The organism is Barrientosiimonas humi (assembly GCF_006716095.1).
In the GTDB taxonomy this organism is placed as follows: Bacteria; Actinomycetota; Actinomycetes; order Actinomycetales; family Dermatophilaceae; genus Barrientosiimonas; species Barrientosiimonas humi.
In genome coordinates this window covers 1-14,312 of the sequence record NZ_VFOK01000002.1, presented here as the reverse complement: position 1 = coordinate 14,312, position 14,312 = coordinate 1, and the positions used below count along the sequence as shown (strand labels likewise).

Annotated in this window: 18 protein-coding genes and 2 pseudogenes; 11 read left to right on the top strand and 9 right to left on the bottom strand. The window is 72.8% G+C overall.

Annotation, left to right across the window (positions count from 1 at the left end):
* Window positions 1–20: 20 nt before the first annotated feature.
* Window positions 21–1,040 carry a hypothetical protein gene (locus FB554_RS17435; RefSeq protein ID WP_211344687.1) on the bottom strand — a complete coding sequence of 340 codons (1,020 nt, stop codon included), beginning with the start codon at window positions 1,038–1,040 and terminating at the stop codon, window positions 21–23.
* 139 nt (window positions 1,041–1,179) lie between these two features.
* Window positions 1,180–2,487: a serine--tRNA ligase gene (gene serS / locus FB554_RS15815; protein ID WP_142007649.1), complete on the bottom strand. Its 1,308-nt coding sequence runs from the start codon at window positions 2,485–2,487 to the stop codon at window positions 1,180–1,182.
* Between the two features lie 71 nt (window positions 2,488–2,558).
* Here serS and FB554_RS15810 point away from each other — a divergent pair, with 71 nt between their 5' ends.
* The 7 genes from FB554_RS15810 to FB554_RS15780 all read left to right on the top strand — a co-directional run bounded on the left by FB554_RS15810 (window position 2,559) and on the right by FB554_RS15780 (window position 7,267).
* A complete protein-coding gene (locus FB554_RS15810; RefSeq protein WP_142007648.1) occupies window positions 2,559–2,744 on the top strand; it encodes a hypothetical protein in 186 nt (61 codons plus the stop codon).
* Window positions 2,745–2,755: 11 nt separating this feature from the next.
* On the top strand, window positions 2,756–3,670 hold the full coding sequence (locus FB554_RS15805) for a diacylglycerol/lipid kinase family protein (protein ID WP_142007647.1): 915 nt from the start codon (window positions 2,756–2,758) through the stop codon (window positions 3,668–3,670).
* Entirely contained in the window at window positions 3,667–4,131 is a 465-nt protein-coding gene (locus FB554_RS17270; RefSeq protein WP_170206947.1) for an SRPBCC family protein, read from the top strand. Before FB554_RS15805 ends, FB554_RS17270 begins: the two co-directional genes overlap by 4 nt.
* Window positions 4,132–4,146: 15 nt before the next feature.
* The gene (locus tag FB554_RS15795; protein ID WP_142007646.1) at window positions 4,147–4,617 is read left to right on the top strand and encodes a DUF3592 domain-containing protein; all 471 of its coding nucleotides are present in this window, start codon (window positions 4,147–4,149) and stop codon (window positions 4,615–4,617) included.
* Window positions 4,618–4,804: 187 nt separating this feature from the next.
* Window positions 4,805–5,860: a DUF6801 domain-containing protein gene (locus tag FB554_RS15790; protein ID WP_211344628.1), complete on the top strand. Its 1,056-nt coding sequence runs from the start codon at window positions 4,805–4,807 to the stop codon at window positions 5,858–5,860.
* 91 nt (window positions 5,861–5,951) lie between these two features.
* A complete protein-coding gene (locus FB554_RS15785; protein WP_142007322.1) occupies window positions 5,952–6,560 on the top strand; it encodes a hypothetical protein in 609 nt (202 codons plus the stop codon).
* Window positions 6,561–6,676: 116 nt separating this feature from the next.
* A complete protein-coding gene (locus tag FB554_RS15780) occupies window positions 6,677–7,267 on the top strand; it encodes a DUF6801 domain-containing protein (protein ID WP_142007321.1) in 591 nt (196 codons plus the stop codon).
* Window positions 7,268–7,560: 293 nt separating this feature from the next.
* Here the strand turns inward: FB554_RS15780 and FB554_RS15775 are convergent, their stop codons facing one another.
* The 7 genes and pseudogenes from FB554_RS15775 to FB554_RS15760 form a co-directional block, all read right to left on the bottom strand.
* A complete protein-coding gene (locus FB554_RS15775) occupies window positions 7,561–8,952 on the bottom strand; it encodes a GntP family permease (protein WP_142007320.1) in 1,392 nt (463 codons plus the stop codon).
* A 49-nt stretch (window positions 8,953–9,001) separates the two neighbouring features.
* Complete coding sequence (locus FB554_RS15770; RefSeq protein WP_142007319.1) at window positions 9,002–9,640, bottom strand: bifunctional 4-hydroxy-2-oxoglutarate aldolase/2-dehydro-3-deoxy-phosphogluconate aldolase; 639 nt, start codon at window positions 9,638–9,640, stop codon at window positions 9,002–9,004.
* Window positions 9,640–10,203: an amidohydrolase family protein gene (locus FB554_RS17735; RefSeq protein WP_244937453.1), complete on the bottom strand. Its 564-nt coding sequence runs from the start codon at window positions 10,201–10,203 to the stop codon at window positions 9,640–9,642. The genes FB554_RS15770 and FB554_RS17735 overlap by 1 nt, the downstream gene beginning before the upstream one ends.
* Window positions 10,204–11,171: 968 nt before the next feature.
* Window positions 11,172–11,339, bottom strand: a complete 168-nt coding sequence (locus FB554_RS17425) for a hypothetical protein (RefSeq protein ID WP_211344686.1) — start codon at window positions 11,337–11,339, stop codon at window positions 11,172–11,174.
* A 10-nt stretch (window positions 11,340–11,349) separates the two neighbouring features.
* On the bottom strand, window positions 11,350–11,478 hold the full coding sequence (locus tag FB554_RS17845; protein WP_276489375.1) for a hypothetical protein: 129 nt from the start codon (window positions 11,476–11,478) through the stop codon (window positions 11,350–11,352).
* Between the two features lie 64 nt (window positions 11,479–11,542).
* Window positions 11,543–11,752 (bottom strand): annotated as a pseudogene (locus tag FB554_RS17725) (amino acid deaminase); the annotation flags it as partial.
* The gene (locus FB554_RS15760; RefSeq protein WP_244937452.1) at window positions 11,749–12,630 is read right to left on the bottom strand and encodes a type III PLP-dependent enzyme domain-containing protein; all 882 of its coding nucleotides are present in this window, start codon (window positions 12,628–12,630) and stop codon (window positions 11,749–11,751) included. The gene FB554_RS15760 and the pseudogene FB554_RS17725, both read right to left, overlap by 4 nt.
* Window positions 12,631–12,804: 174 nt before the next feature.
* Here FB554_RS15760 and FB554_RS17950 point away from each other — a divergent pair.
* The 4 genes and pseudogenes from FB554_RS17950 to FB554_RS15750 all read left to right on the top strand — a co-directional run.
* Window positions 12,805–13,107, top strand: a pseudogene (locus FB554_RS17950) (PfkB family carbohydrate kinase); the annotation flags it as partial.
* A gap of 115 nt (window positions 13,108–13,222) precedes the next feature.
* Window positions 13,223–13,495, top strand: a complete 273-nt coding sequence (locus FB554_RS17720) for a carbohydrate kinase family protein (RefSeq protein WP_244937451.1) — start codon at window positions 13,223–13,225, stop codon at window positions 13,493–13,495.
* Complete coding sequence (locus FB554_RS17715) at window positions 13,492–13,815, top strand: PfkB family carbohydrate kinase (RefSeq protein ID WP_244937450.1); 324 nt, start codon at window positions 13,492–13,494, stop codon at window positions 13,813–13,815. Before FB554_RS17720 ends, FB554_RS17715 begins: the two co-directional genes overlap by 4 nt.
* 13 nt (window positions 13,816–13,828) lie before the next feature.
* Window positions 13,829–14,312: IclR family transcriptional regulator (locus FB554_RS15750; RefSeq protein ID WP_142007645.1), on the top strand; the 484-nt coding region annotated here is incomplete at its 3' end.

Below are 14,312 nucleotides of genomic sequence, written 5' to 3'. Positions count from 1 at the left end.
GCACCCTACTTGCCCCGGGGTCAGCGGGACTTGACCAACCCGGCGGCGCCGACCGCGATCATCGCGAGCGCGCTCAGCAGCACGAGCCACAGCCCCCAGCCGGCGCCCATCTCCACGTTGATGTCGGGCATCGGCATCGGGATGCCGCTGTTGTTCTGCTGCTGCTCCAGCTGGTTCATCTGGCTCTCCAGCTGGCCGGCGGCGTCGCGCACGTCGAAGAAGTTGAGCAGCCCGACGAGCAGCGCGACCAGCCCGAGCCCGAGACCGACGGCGGGGAAGAGCTTTCCGCGCCGGCCGAGCCCCATCAGCACGCCGACCGCGATGGCGCCCAGCGCGAGCGCGATGACGATCCACCCGTCGAGCGTGGCGCCGTTGCTCTTGCTGATCAGGCCGAAGGTCTGCTCGCTGTCGCCGCTGGAGCTGTCCTGGTCGAGCTGCTGCTGGGCCCGCGGGTCGTCGGCGGACAACGAGCCGATGCCCGACATGCTGCCCCCGCTGCCCGGCACGCCCGGCGCCTCGAACGAGAAGCTCATCCACGTGCCGAAGCTGCCGAGCAGCGCGAGCGCCGCGACGGCCGCGAGCACCCAGCCGAGCATCTTGCCCATGCCCGAGGCGGGCCGCTGCGCGGTCTGCTGCCCGGCGTACTGCTGGCCGTACGTCGGCTGCTGGCCGTAGCCCTGCTGCCCCTGCCCGCCGTACGCCTGCTGCGGCTGGCCGTGACCGGCCCCGCCCTGCGGGCCCTGGCCCGGGTAGCCCTGCTGCCCGCCGTAGGACTGCTGCGGTGCGCCCTGGCCACCGCCGTACTGCTGACCCATCGACGGACCGCCCTGGTGCCCGCCCGGCTGGCCCCCCGGCCCGCCGTAGGACTGGCCCTGCTGCGGCGCTCCCTGGCCACCGCCGTACTGCTGGCCCATGGACCGGCCGCCCTGCTGCGGCGGCTGACCGCCGGGGTACGGGCCGCCCTGCTGACCGCCGCCGTGCTGACCGCTGTGCCCCTGCCCGCCGCCGTGCGGCCCGGGCTGGCCTGGGTACTGACTCATCGCTGAACTCCCCCATCCACCGTGCAGATTCGCAGTCAAGGTAGCAGCGCGCACCGGCCCGGAGCAGGGCTTCGGGCCGGTGGCGTCGGGCGGCTGGCGCGAGGCGCGGCTCCCCGCGGAGCCGGTCGCGCGGGACGGGTCAGACCGGGCGCAGCACGTCGGTGCCGAGGAACGGCTGCAGCACCGCGGGGACCCGCACCGAGCCGTCGGCCTGCTGGTTGTTCTCCAGCAGCGCGACGATCGGCCGGGTGTCGGTGAGCATCGTGCCGTTCAGGGTCGCGACGAAGTCGGTGCGGCCGGTGTCGGTGCGGTATCGGATGCCGAGCCGGCGCGCCTGGAACGACGTGGTGTTCGAGGTCGAGGTGAGCTCGCGGTACTTGCCCTGCGTCGGCACCCAGGCCTCGATGTCGTACTTGCGCGCGGCGGAGCCGCCGAGGTCGCCGGCCGCGACGTCGATGACGCGGTAGGGCAGCTCCAGGCCGTCGAGCAGCCGCCGCTCGATGCGCAGCAGGTTGTCGTGCTCGGCGACGGCGTCCTCGGGCTTGCAGTAGACGAACATCTCGGTCTTGGTGAACTGGTGCACCCGGAAGATCCCGCGGGTGTCCTTGCCGTACGACCCGGCCTCGCGCCGGTAGCACGTCGAGGTCGCGGTGTAGCGCAGCGGCCCGTCGGACAGGTCGAGGATCTCGTCGCTGTGGAAGCCGGCGAGCGCGACCTCGCTGGTGCCGGTGAGGTAGAGGTCGACGTCGGCGACGCGGTAGACGTCGTCGTGCGCGTCGAGATATCCCGTGCCGCTCATCGTGGCGGCGCTGACCATCGTCGGCACGCCGAGCGGGCTGAAGCCCTCCTCGTAGGCGACCTGCTGGGCGTACGCCATCAGCGCCTGCGAGAGCCGCGCGCCCACGCCGGTGAGGAAGTAGAACCGCGACCCCGACACCTTCGCGCCGCGCGCCATGTCGATGGCGCCGAGCTTCTCGCCGAGGGCCAGGTGGTCCAGCGGCTCGAAGTCGAACGTCGGGGTCTCACCGACGGTCTCGAGCGTCACGAAGTTGTCCTCGCCGCCGGCCGGGACGCCGTCGATGATGACGTTGCCGATGCTGCGCAGGGTGCGGTCGTAGAGCTCCTGCGCCTCGGTCGCCTCGGCCTCCAGCCGCTTGACGTCCTCGCTGAGGCTCGCGGCGTCGTCGCGGGCCTGCTGGGCCGCGCGCTCGAGCTCCTCGGTCGGCTCGCCGGCCTTCTTGGCGGCGCCCAGCCGTCCCATGGCCGCGCCGATGCCCTTGCTGACCGACTTCTGCTCGCTGCGCCGCGACTCGAACTCCTGCAGGCTGGAGCGCCGGCGCTCGTCGGCGGCCAGCGCCTGGTCGACGAGGCTCTCGTCCTCACCGCGAGCACGCTGGCTCGCGCGCACCAGGTCGGGGTTGTCGCGCAGCTGCTTGATGTCGATCACGGAGGTCAGGCTAACGAGCGCAGCACCCGGGCGCCGACCGAGTTCTCCCCTGCCCCGCTAGCATGGGTCTCGTGGTCGACCTCTTCGCCGAAATCGTGGTCACGTTGGCGTTCATCATCGCGCTCATCGTGGTGCCCGCCTGGGCCTCTGGCCTGATGTTCGGCAAGTCGAGCTCGGTCCCGGCGCCGTCGGACTACGACCCCGACCCGGTCGCCGAGCTCGAGTCGTCTGCCGACGCCGACTCCGCCAGGCACTGACCGCCTCCGGCATGCGCCGCGCGGGCCTGGTCGTCAACCCTGCCAAGTTCCACGACCTGCGGCGGCTGCGCACCGACGTCGACGCCGTCTTCCGCAGCAACGGCTGGGCCCCGCCGCTCTGGCTCGAGACCACCATCGAGGACCCCGGCCAGGGGCAGGCGCGCGCGGCCCTCGACGAGGGCGTCGACCTGATCTGCCCGCTCGGCGGCGACGGCACCGTGCGCCAGGTGGCCACGGCCGTACGCTCCAGCACCACCCCCATGGGACTCGTGCCCGCCGGCACCGGCAACCTGCTCGCCCGCAACCTCGGGCTGCCGGTCAACCGGCGCTACGCCGACGCCGTGCGCCGCGCGATCCACGGCACCGACCGGCGCATCGACGTCGGGGTGCTGCAGCTGGACCGCACCGGCGACGGGCGCACGATCGAGGAGCACGTCTTCCTCGTCATGTGCGGCATGGGCCTGGAGGCCGAGATGCTCGGCGGCACCCCCGAGTCGCTCAAGGCCCGGCTGGGCTGGGTCGCCTACGTGCTCTCCGGCGCGCGGCACCTGCGCCGGCCGACGGTCGAGATGCAGCTCTACACCGACGGCGAGGGCGCCGACCCCGCCCCCACCACCACCGTGCTCATCGGCAACTGCGGCCGGCTCACCGGCGGCGTGCGCCTGATGCCCCGGGCGCTGCCCGACGACGGTCTGCTCGACGCGGTCGTGCTGTCCGCGGGGTCGCTGCCGCAGTGGGGCCGGCTCGTGGTCCAGGTGCTGCGCGGCGGCGAGGGCGGCAGTCAGGTACGCCATCGCCCGGGTCGGGAGTTCGACGTCACCGCAGTGACGCCCCGCACGGTCCAGGTCGACGGCGACCTGATCGGCGAGGGCCGCGCGATGCGGGTGACCGTCGAGCCCCGCTCGCTCGTGCTGCGCGTGCCGTGAGCCGGCCGTTCCGGTTCGCCGGCAGCTTCCCGCTGGCCGCCCCGCCGGAGCAGGTGATCGCGGTGCTGCGCGACGCCGAGCGCTGGCCGCAGTGGTGGCCGCAGATCCGCAGCGTCGAGCGCTACGACGAGCGCCGCGGGCTGGTCACCGCCCGCAGCGTGCTGCCGTTCTCGCTGCGCATCGAGCTCACCAGCACCGTCGACGACCCCGACCGCGGGGTGCTGCGCGCCGACCTCGCCCGCGACCTGGTCGGCTGGATCGAGTTCCGCGTCGCCGAGGGTGACGCGCCCGACCGGGCGCGGGTGACGTACGACCAGGAGTGCGACCTGGCCCACGCGCGGGTCCGGCGGGTGGCGCTCGCGGCGCGTCCGTTGCTCCAGCTCAACCACAGCGCCATGATGCGAACCGGGATGCGCCGGCTCGCCGTGCGAGCGCGCGAGGAGCCGGCCGCGCAGGACTGACGCAGGGGGACGACGATGGACAGCGGCACCACACTGGCCAACCAGGCACTGGTGGTTCTGGGGCCCGCGCTCGCGATCTTCGGGCTGTGGCTGATCGTGCCGGTCGTGCTGCACTCCGTGCGCAGCCGCACCTGGGCGCCGACCCCGGCCACGGTCACCGAGATCGGCGCGAGCCGGGTGATGCGGATGCCGTGGGGAGCCACCGGTGACCTGAGCAGCGTGTGGGTCGACGACGTCGGCGACGTGCGGTGGAAGATCCGGTACGCCTTCCAGGACCGGTCCGGCCGCTCGCGCGAGGGGGTGGCCCGGTGGCACTCGGACCTGCCGCCCGCGGTCGGCGACGCCATCACGGTGCTGGTCAGCCCGCGCCTGTCGCGCTCGATGTTCGTCGACTTCAACCCGGTCGTGCGCGCGGTCGGCGGGCTCGTCGCGGTGGCCGTCGGGCTGCTGCTGCTGGTCGACGCGGTCAACGGTCTGCGCGGCTGAGCACGGCGAACTCGCACGCGAAATGCGTTCTCCCCGTTGAGGATCCGCCGGATCTGTCGTTCACCTGGTCGTGTCCGGACCGCGACCGGATTCACAGGACTTCACAGCATCTGTGACCTTGCCCACAGTTGCGGGCTACGGTTTCGTAGGGGGTGCCCACTTCACCCATTCGGACAGGGAGCCGCACGTGACCCCTCGCAACCCCCTCACCACCGCCGCCCGCGTGAGCGTGGCCGGCGCCTTCGCCCTCGGACTCATGGCCGTCGCCCCCGGCCAGGCGCAGGCCGCAACGATCTCCAAGGACCTCACCTTCGGCTGCGAGGTCTACCTCGGCACCGACGACACCGGCCCGTTCAAGCTCTGGTACCTGCCCGGCGACCCCGAGGCGACCGACGCCAACCAGGACCCGTTCCCGGTCTCCATCTCCGCGACGGCGCCCGACGAGCCCGTGGCGGGCGAGTCGTACGACACCGACATCACCGCGGCGATGACGATCCCCGCCGGCCTGATGGACGCGACCCGCGGCATCCTGCAGGGCCAGACGCTCGGCGGCACGGGCAGCACCACGATCACCACGACGCTGAACGACGACAGCGCCTCCGAGCAGACGATCAGCGGCGACATCACGATCCCCGAGTCCGACGTGCCTCAGGAGGCCGGGTCGACGATGACCGCCACCGGGACCGGCTCGGCCACCGGGCTGACCGCCGCCGAGGCCGGCGACCTGGTGATCCGGGTGTCGGACTTCACGGCCAACACGGTCGTCACCAAGGCCGACGGCACCAAGGTCGACGTGTTCATGAGCTGCACGCCGCAGGGTGACGACGTGGTCGGCAACCTGACGGTCGCGCCGGCCGTGAGCGAGCCGAGCCCGGAGCCGACGAGCGAGCCGACGTCCGAGCCCACCGCGGAGCCGACCAGCGAGCCGACCAGCGAGCCGACCTCTGAGCCCACGAGCGAGCCGACCTCCGAGCCGACCTCTGAGCCCACGAGCGAGCCGACCTCGGAGCCCACCAGCGAGCCCACGTCGGAACCGACCGGGACCGCGCCGGGCACGACCGCGCCGTCCGGCCCGGGAGCCGGTGACGCCGGCAGCGGCGAGCCGTCGGTGAGCGGCCCGCCCGTGCAGACCGGAGTCGTCGGCAGCGGCAGCAACACCGCCACGCTGATGACGCTCGGTGCACTCGGCGCGGCCGCCGGCGCGAGCGGGTTCGCCGCGCGCCGCCGCCTCACCCGGCAGTAGCCCACGAACGGGGCAGGCACCCGCAGCGGTGCCTGCCCCGCACTCGTTCCACCCCGCCTTCGCCCGACTTCGCACCAGAGGTGATCTCGTCATGCCCACCATCGCCCGCTCCGCCGCGCTCACCACCTTGCCCGTCGCGTTCCTGCTGGCTGCCGCCCCGTCCGCGTCGGCGGTCGAGCTGACCACGACCCAGCAGGCCACGACCTCGACCCGGCTCGCCAAGCTCGGCAGCACGGTGAGCTTCCCGGCCACCACGATGACCAGCACCATCGACACCGACGACGGGTCGATGACCAGCACGATGCCCGCTCAGACCACGACCACCCGACTGGCGCTGGCGGGTCTGCCGCTCGCGGACGTACGACTGCGGATCGTCCCCGACGGACCGGCCGTCGGGTCGATGAGCCCGACCGAGGGCTGGATCAGGACCACCCAGCGGCTGAACGTCGAGATCGAGTCGATCAGGCCGGTCATCGCGCCCGGCATCAACCTGGTCAAGCCCACGTGCAAGACGACGTCGGCGGGGACGGTGGCGCTGAGCGGCGACTTCACCGGCATCACCGAGCCGGCGACGCTGACCGGCGACCTGACGATCCCGAGCTTCTCCGGGTGCGGCTTCGGCCGCGACCTGCTGGTCACCGCCGCGGTCTCCGGCCCGGGCAACACGGTGACCGTCGACCTGTCACCCGCCGGGACCTGACCAGGCCGGCCTGCGCCGGTCCGCACCGCGCCCGGCCCGACCGCGCGCCCCCAACGCCCCGCCGTCGGCGGGTTGCACCACCGCACGTGTCCGCCCCCTCTCGAAAGGACAGCACCATGTCTGCACACCGCACCACCCGCGCCCTCGGCGTCGCCGCCACCGGCCTGCTCCTCGCCGGGGCGGGGGTCGCCGCGGGCTCCCCCTCGGCGTCGGCCGCGACCACGCTGGTCTACAGCTGCACCAGCCCGGTCGGGCCGGCCGACGTGTCGACCACCATCGACACCAACGCGCCGGCCACCCTGCCCATGGGGGAGTCGTTCTCCGGAGGCACCGGCACCGTCGCCGCGACCCTGCCGAGCTCCCTGTCGACGGGCCTGATGTTCCTCGGCTACGACAGCATCTCCGGCGTCGCCGGCACGAGCGTGCAGGTCGTCGACCCGACCGGCGCCACCCGCGCCACGATGGACTCCTCGCTCGACGCCCCGAAGGTGAAGCTGAACGGCTCGGGCACCACGCTCAACGCCACGGGCGCCGCCGGCACCACCCCGGTCGCCGACGTCGCCGGCGACTGGACGCTGCTCGCCCCGACCACGGTGACCATGGACATCACGCCGTACGACGCCGCGGGCGAACCCCAGCCGGTCATCCAGTCCAGCTGCACCTACAAGTCGGGCAACCGGGTAATCGACACGATCAGCGTCTCCTGATTCCCGCTGCAGCACCGGCGGCCCCGTCCTGGACCTCCGTCAGGGACGGGGCCGCTCCTCGTCGAGGGCGGCAAGGGAGCATCCTTTGGCCGCCTCTCCTCCTCCGGCCGGGCTCGCAGGCTCACCCGCCCGGCATCGTCGAGGGCGGCACAGTAACCACGACGGCGGCACAGAAAAGATCTGTGCCGCCGTCGTGGTTTGTGGGCCGCCGTCGTCGGCTCCGCCGGGTGCCGTACGCCCTCGCCGGGCGAGGCGTACGTCCGGAGCCGTCCGTGCCGGGTTCGTCCTGCGAGCTACACGAAGGCCCAGATCACCATCGCGACGCCGAAGCCGACGAGCGAGAGCACCGTCTCGAGGACGGTCCAGGTCAGCAGGGTCTGCTTGACCGACATGTTGAAGTAGCGCGAGACGATCCAGAAGCCGCCGTCGTTGACGTGGCTGAGGATGATCGAGCCGGCCGCGATGGCGATCGCGATCAGGGCGACCTGCGCCGAGCTGAACCCGCCGGCGGTGACGGTCGGGGCGACGATGCCCGCGGTGGTCACGATCGCCACCGTCGCCGAGCCCTGGGCGATGCGCAGGGCCGAGCTGATGATGTAGGCCGACACGATCACCGGCAGGCCGAGGTCGGACATCGAGTCGGCGATGGCCTGCCCGACCCCGGTCGCCTTGAGCACCGCGCCGAAGAACGCTCCGGCGCCGACGACCAGCAGGATCATGCCGATCGGCTTCAGCGCGTTCGAGGTCATCTCGGCAACCTCCTTGGCGGAGGTGCCCCGCCGCAGCGCGAGGAGGTACAGCGCGATGAGCACGGCGATGGTCAGCGCGACCGCAGGGGTGCCGAGGAAGATCAGCACGCCGTGCAGCGTGGTGCCCGGGGTGAGCAGCACGTCGCCGAACGTCGCGCCGAGGATCAACAGCATGGGCACCGCGATGATGAACGCGATCGTGCCGATGCCGGGCGGCTGGGCCGAGGCGTTGCGCTCCTCGGGCACGAGGTCCTCGGGCACCTCGACCTGCACCCGCTTGCCGATCCACGAACCCCACAGGATGCCGGCGACGAACCACGCGGGGATGCCGCACGCGAGGCCCATCACGATGATCCAGCCGAGCGAGACCTCCAGCACGCCCGCGGCCGCGACCGGGCCCGGGTGCGGCGGCAGGAACGCGTGCGTCATGGACAGTCCGGCGAGCATCGGCATCGCGTAGAGCACGAGCGACTTCCCGCCACGGCGCGCGGTGACGTACACCAGCGGCGCGAGGATGAACACGCCGATGTCGAAGAACACGGGGATGCCGAGGATCAGGCCGGAGACGCCCATCGCGAGCGGGGCACCACGCTCGCCGAACAGCCGGATGAGCCGCTCGGTAAGCACGTCGGCGCCGCCGGAGCGTTCGAGCAGCGCGCCGAGGATCGTGCCGAGGCCGATGATCGGCGCGATGTGGCCGAGGATCCCGCCGAACCCGGTCTCCAGGATCGACTCGCCGGCCGCTCGTGGGGTCCCGACCAGCTCCTCGACCGGTACGCCCGCGACGAGCGCGAGCGCGAGAGAGACCACGATGAGCGCGATGAACGGCTCGATCTTGGCCTTGATGATCATCGCGAGCAGCCCCGCGATGGACAGCGCCGCGAGCAGCAGCAGGCCACCGGTGCTGGTCTGCAACCAGTCGATGAAGGACGTCATGACTCTCCTGGGTGGGGCGGGGCTCGCGGGTGGAGCCCGGCTGAGGGGCTCAGAGGTGGGAGCGGAAGCTGCGCGCGCGAGCCGTGATGTCGGCCCAGTCGCCGCCGGCGACGGCGTCGGGCGGGACCACGCCGGTGCCCGCGGCGACGGCGACCGCGCCGGCGGACAGGAAGTCGGCGGCGTTCTGCTCGGTGATCCCGCCGGAGGGCAGCAGCGGGACCTGCGGGAACGGCCCGGCCAGGTCGCGCAGGAACCGGGCGCCCAGCGTCGCGGCCGGGAAGACCTTGACCGCGGTGGCCCCGAGCGTCTCGGCCCGCGCGACCTCGGTCGGGGTCATCGCGCCCGGGAAGTAGGCCACGCCGAGGTCGCGGGCGGCCTCGGCGACCTGCTCGTTCACGTCAGGCGCGACGAGGAACGTGGCGCCCGCCGAGACGGCGTCGCGCGCCTCCCCCGCCGAACGCACGGTGCCGGCGCCGAGCAGCACGTCACCGCCGGCGGCGCTCGCCGCTCGCTCGAGGTGACGCAGCACGTCGGGGATCGTGAACGTCAGCTCCATGCACCGGATCCCCCCGGCGGCCAGCGCGTCGCGCAGGGCGCCGGCGTCGGCGATGCCGGGGGCGCGGACGATGGCCAGCACCCGGTCGGCGGTGAGGTCTGCGAGCACCTGCTGCGGTGAGGGCGCGGTCATCAACGGACTCCTTCGTCGGTGCGGCGCAGGGCCCGTCCGGAGCGCGCGCCGGTGAGATGGCCGTCGTCGAGCGCGAGCTGCCCGCGCACGAGGACGTGGTGGAAGCCGGCGGCAGGCTGCCGCGGGGCGTCGAACGTCGCGCGGTCGGCGACGGTGTCGGGGTCGAACAGCACCAGGTCGGCCCCGTAGCCCTCGCGGACCAAGCCGCGGTCGACGAGCCGCAGCCGGCGGGCGGCGCGCCCGGTGAGGTGTCCCACGCACTCCTCGAGGGAGAAGATGCCGAGCTCGCGGCAGTATCGGCCGAGGTATCGGGGCGAACGTCCCGAAGCCGCGCGGGTGCGGCTTGGCGCCGATGAGCAGACCGTCGCTGCCAGCCGGTGTGCCACGGGTGGGTCATAATCGCCCGCACGTTTGCCCTCGTGCCCGACGTGCTGCAGGATGCCCGTCGCGAGCCGGTCGTCGACGAGCTGCTGGATGCACACGTCGAACGGCTCGCGCCCGGTCTCGGTGGCGACCTGCGCGATCGTCGGCCGACGCGGTCGGCGAGCGCGGGGGTTGCCCACACTGCTGATCTCGATGGTTGTCCCACTCGGCGACGACCCCGTGGCAGCCGTCGGACCCGGTGACCTCCAGGTGCTCGTGGATGCGTGCCAGCGCGTCGGGGTCGCGCAGCCGCGCGATGATCTCGTCGGTGTCGCCCGCACCGGCCCAGCTGGGCAGGATCGCCGAGAGCGTGGTCGCGCCGGGCAGGTAGGGATAGCGTGTCGAGGCTGATGTCAGCCCCGCCGGCGGCGCCCCTCGGCGAGCAGCGCGAGCAGCTCCTGACCCTTGCCGGCGTTGGGCCGGAAAGTTCATCGCGGCGTGCGACAGGTGCAGCGCGCAGCCGGCCGCCGACGTCACCTCGACCATCTCGCGGTAGGCGTCCAGGGCGCCCGACACCGTAGCTGCGGTGGTGCGGCGAGAAGAAGCCGCCCGCGGCGCGCCACGACCTGGCACAGGCGTACGAGCTCGCCGCGTTCGGCGTACATGGCCGGCGTGTACGTCAGGCCGGTCGACAGGCCCACCGCCCCCTCCTCGAGCGCAGCGGTCGAGGATCCGGGCCATTGGTCGATCTCGTCGTCGGTCGCACTTTACGCCCCCAGCCGGTGTTCCAGCCGCGGGACAGCGCAGCTGGGATCGTTTGCCAGTGCGGAGAGACTGGTAGGCGAGGTTGGTTCGCGACAGCGCCGCGGTCGATGATCGTCGAGATAGTTCGGCAACCGAGCCGCCCACGGGATAGTCGAAGTCGTCGGGTTCGGTTTGTTCCAGGCCGGCGATTTCTTTCCGCCGGTAGCCACCGAACAGTGTCTCGTCGGTGACCGGGGCGTAGGACAGGCCGTCCTGGCCGATTCACCGTCGGTACTGTTCATCGCATGGGGTCCGCCGCCGCGAGGGAGTGCTCGGGGTTGTAGGAAGACCTGCAGGTACGGATGTGGGCGTGCATGTCCGATGAAGTCCAGGGGCGACGCGAGCACCAGACCGGCAGCATCGATCACCCGGTGCGGCCCGTTCGCGCGCTCCCGAGGTTCACACCCGACGGCTTGGCGACTGCTGGTCGCCGTCGACAAGCACGTCGGCGGTGAAGCTGGGGGGTCTCGGTGCCGTCGACGACGGTGGCGCCGGTGATCAGCAGGCGCGGGGCGCGCAGGTCGTTGCTCATCGTGCTGCCCTCAGAAGTAGGTCGTGAGGAGGTCGGCGACCACCGGGTCGTCGCTGTCGTCGGCGAGCACCGGGATGGTGCGCCACTTGTCGAGTGCGGTGCACGGGTGCGACAGGCCCAGCGCGACGACCTCCCCCACGGCGAGGTCGGCCCTCCGCCGGCAGCTGCACGAACGCGTGCTGGTCGTTGACCGCGGTGACCTGTGCGCCCTCGAGCTCCCGGCGGGGGCGCGCCGAGCTGCGCGGCGACGCCGAGCACCGTGGGCATCCCTCGTCGAAGGACACGTCGCGCTTGCCCACGTCGAGCAGCGCCAGCCCCGGCTCGGGCCGCGAGAGCACACCCGCGCCCACGCCGTCATCGCGGAGTGAGGGGTGATAGGTCGCGCCGTCGTCGGTGCGGGCGAAAGGCGTCATGGCCGTGTAGATAGCCGGAGTCGTGGATGACGTACGCCCCCGAGCGGATGACGACCGGACCCGGTCGGACGCCAGGGGCGCGAGCACTGCGGCGACCCGGTCGAAGTAGGCGCTGCCGCCGGCGGTGAGCACGATCTCCCCGTCGGCGGGGTAACTCCCCGCGTCGTGCAGCGCCTGGTGCGTCGCCGCCATCCTGCGCAGGAGGCGTCGACCGCGGCGACCGCCTCGGGCGTCGGGTCGTGGGCGAGGGCGCCCTCGTAGCCGGCGACCCCGCCGAGTCGCAGATTGCCGGCCTCGGCGAGGGCGCGACCGATGGCGACGGCGACCTCGACGCTGCGCGCCCCGGTGCGGCCGTGCGCCCCGCCGAGCTCGGCCAGCACGGTGAGCGGACGGTTGCCGGTGAAGTGCTCGCGCAGCACCGCGACCGACTCGAGGCTGTCCGCCCAGACCATGACCTCCAGCTCGGGGTCGGTGTCGACAGCCTCGGTGAGCCAGCGCAGGGCGGCGGGGTCGACGAGGTCGTTGGCGACCTGGATGCAGCGCACCCCGGCCGCGACCGCCACCCGCAGCTGGGGGTAGTTGGCCACGGTGATCGAGTGCGCGCCCGCCTCCAGCTGCCGGCGCCACAGGACCGGAGACATCGTGGTCTTCCCGTGCGGGGAGAGCGCGATGCCGTGGTCGCTCGACCAGGCGGCAAGGGTCTCGACATTGGCGGCGATCGCCGGCTCGGACAACGTGAGCAGCGGGGTCGCGAGCGAGGACAGGCGTGGCGCGGTGGCCAAGAACTGCTCGGCGGTGAGTCCGTCGGCCTGCGGCGGGAGGGCCTTGTCCGTCGCGGAGAGCGGGCCCTCGGGGCGGCCGGTGAGCTGGTGCGGCACGCGATCACGTCCTTCTCGGATGCCGGTCGATCTGGGGGTTCTACGGCTTGTGTTGCGTAATATGCAACGCATGTTGCGTATTGAGCAGCGTTGACGTTAGCATCGTCGCGGCGGTGTGGCAACGCACACATCCCGCTCGGATCACCCACCCGATGACCCGGAAGGAGCCCGCGCATGCGCGCTGCCCAGCCCACCGTCGCCTGCCTCGGCGAGCCGTTGGCCCTGGTCGCGCCCGAGCGCCTCGACCTCGTGCCCGCCCCCGGTGAGGCCGGCCTGAGCGGGGCCGAGGCCAATGTCGCCGTGGGGCTCGCCGGGTCGGGGGTGCCGGTGGGCTACGTCGGTCGGGTCGGCGCCGACGCGGCCGGCCGTGACGTCGTGACCGCGCTGGAGCAGGCCGGGGTCGACGTCTCGGCGCTGGGCGTCGACCCGCAGCGACCCACGGGCCGCTTCACCAAGGTCGTCACCCCGGACGCGTCGGGGGAGCCGTCCACCGTGGCCGACTACCGCCGGGCCGGCTCCGCCTTCTCCGCCGCCGGCCCGGAGCTGCTCGTCGACCCCGCCGTGCGCGACCTCCTCGGCGGCGCCCCGCCTCGTGCACTGCTCCGGCATCACCCCGGCCCTGTCCCCGCAGTGCGCCGCGCTGATGGACGCGCTCGTCGGCGAGCGCCGCGGCGTCGCGGGGCAGGTGAGCTTCGACGTCAACTGGCGCGAGAAGCTGTGGCCGAGCGGCGACCCGTCCGAGGTCGTACGGCTAGCGGGTCTGGCCGACCTGGTGCTCGTCGGCGCCGACGAGGCCGAGCGGGTGCTCGGCGAGAGCGACCCGCGCGGCTGCGGGCGCTGCTGCCCGAGCCGGAGCTGCTCGTGATCAAGGACGCCGACCGCCGCGCCGTCGCCGTCGGCCGCGACGGGACGCAGACCGAGGTGCCCGCGCTGCGCGTCGAGGTGGTCGAGGCGGTGGGCGCCGGTGACTCGTTCGCCGCCGGCTTCCTCCACGGCTGGCTCGCGGGCGAACACCTGCAGACCTGCCTGCGCCGCGGGCACATCGGCGCCGCCGCGACCCTCACCGTGCACGGCGACTTCGCCCGCGCTCGCGCCGACGTCGTACGCCGGTTGCTGGCCGCCGACCACGAGCAGTGGGCCGGGATACGGTTCACCGGCGCCGACGTGCTCGAGCCGGTCGGCTGACAAGGAGCGTGCGATGAGCCAGAGCCTGCAGCGTGCGCTGCACATCCTCACCCTGCTCGGCGACGAGCCGGCCAGCCTCGACGACCTCGCCGGCCAGCTGGGCGTGCACAAGACGACGGTGCTGCGCCTGCTGAGGCCGCTGACCGAGGAGCACTTCACCTATCGCGACGAACAGCACCGCTATCACCTCGGCGCCCGGCTGCTCGAGCTCGCCGCGGCAGCGGCCGAGCAGCGCACGCTGCGCGTTATCGCCTCGCCGCACCTGACCTCGTTCAACCGGGAGTACGGTCGCACCACCCACCTCGCCGAGCGCGAGGGATCCAACGTCGTCTACATCGAGAAGCTGGAGTCGCGCGACCAGATCCGGATGTTCTCCCGGGTGGGCACGGCGGCCAACCTGAACTCGACCGGAGTCGCCAAGGTGATCCTGGCCGACCTGCCGGACGACCAGCTGGAGCTCGAGGTCGACCGGATCGATTTCGTACGCCGGACGCCCA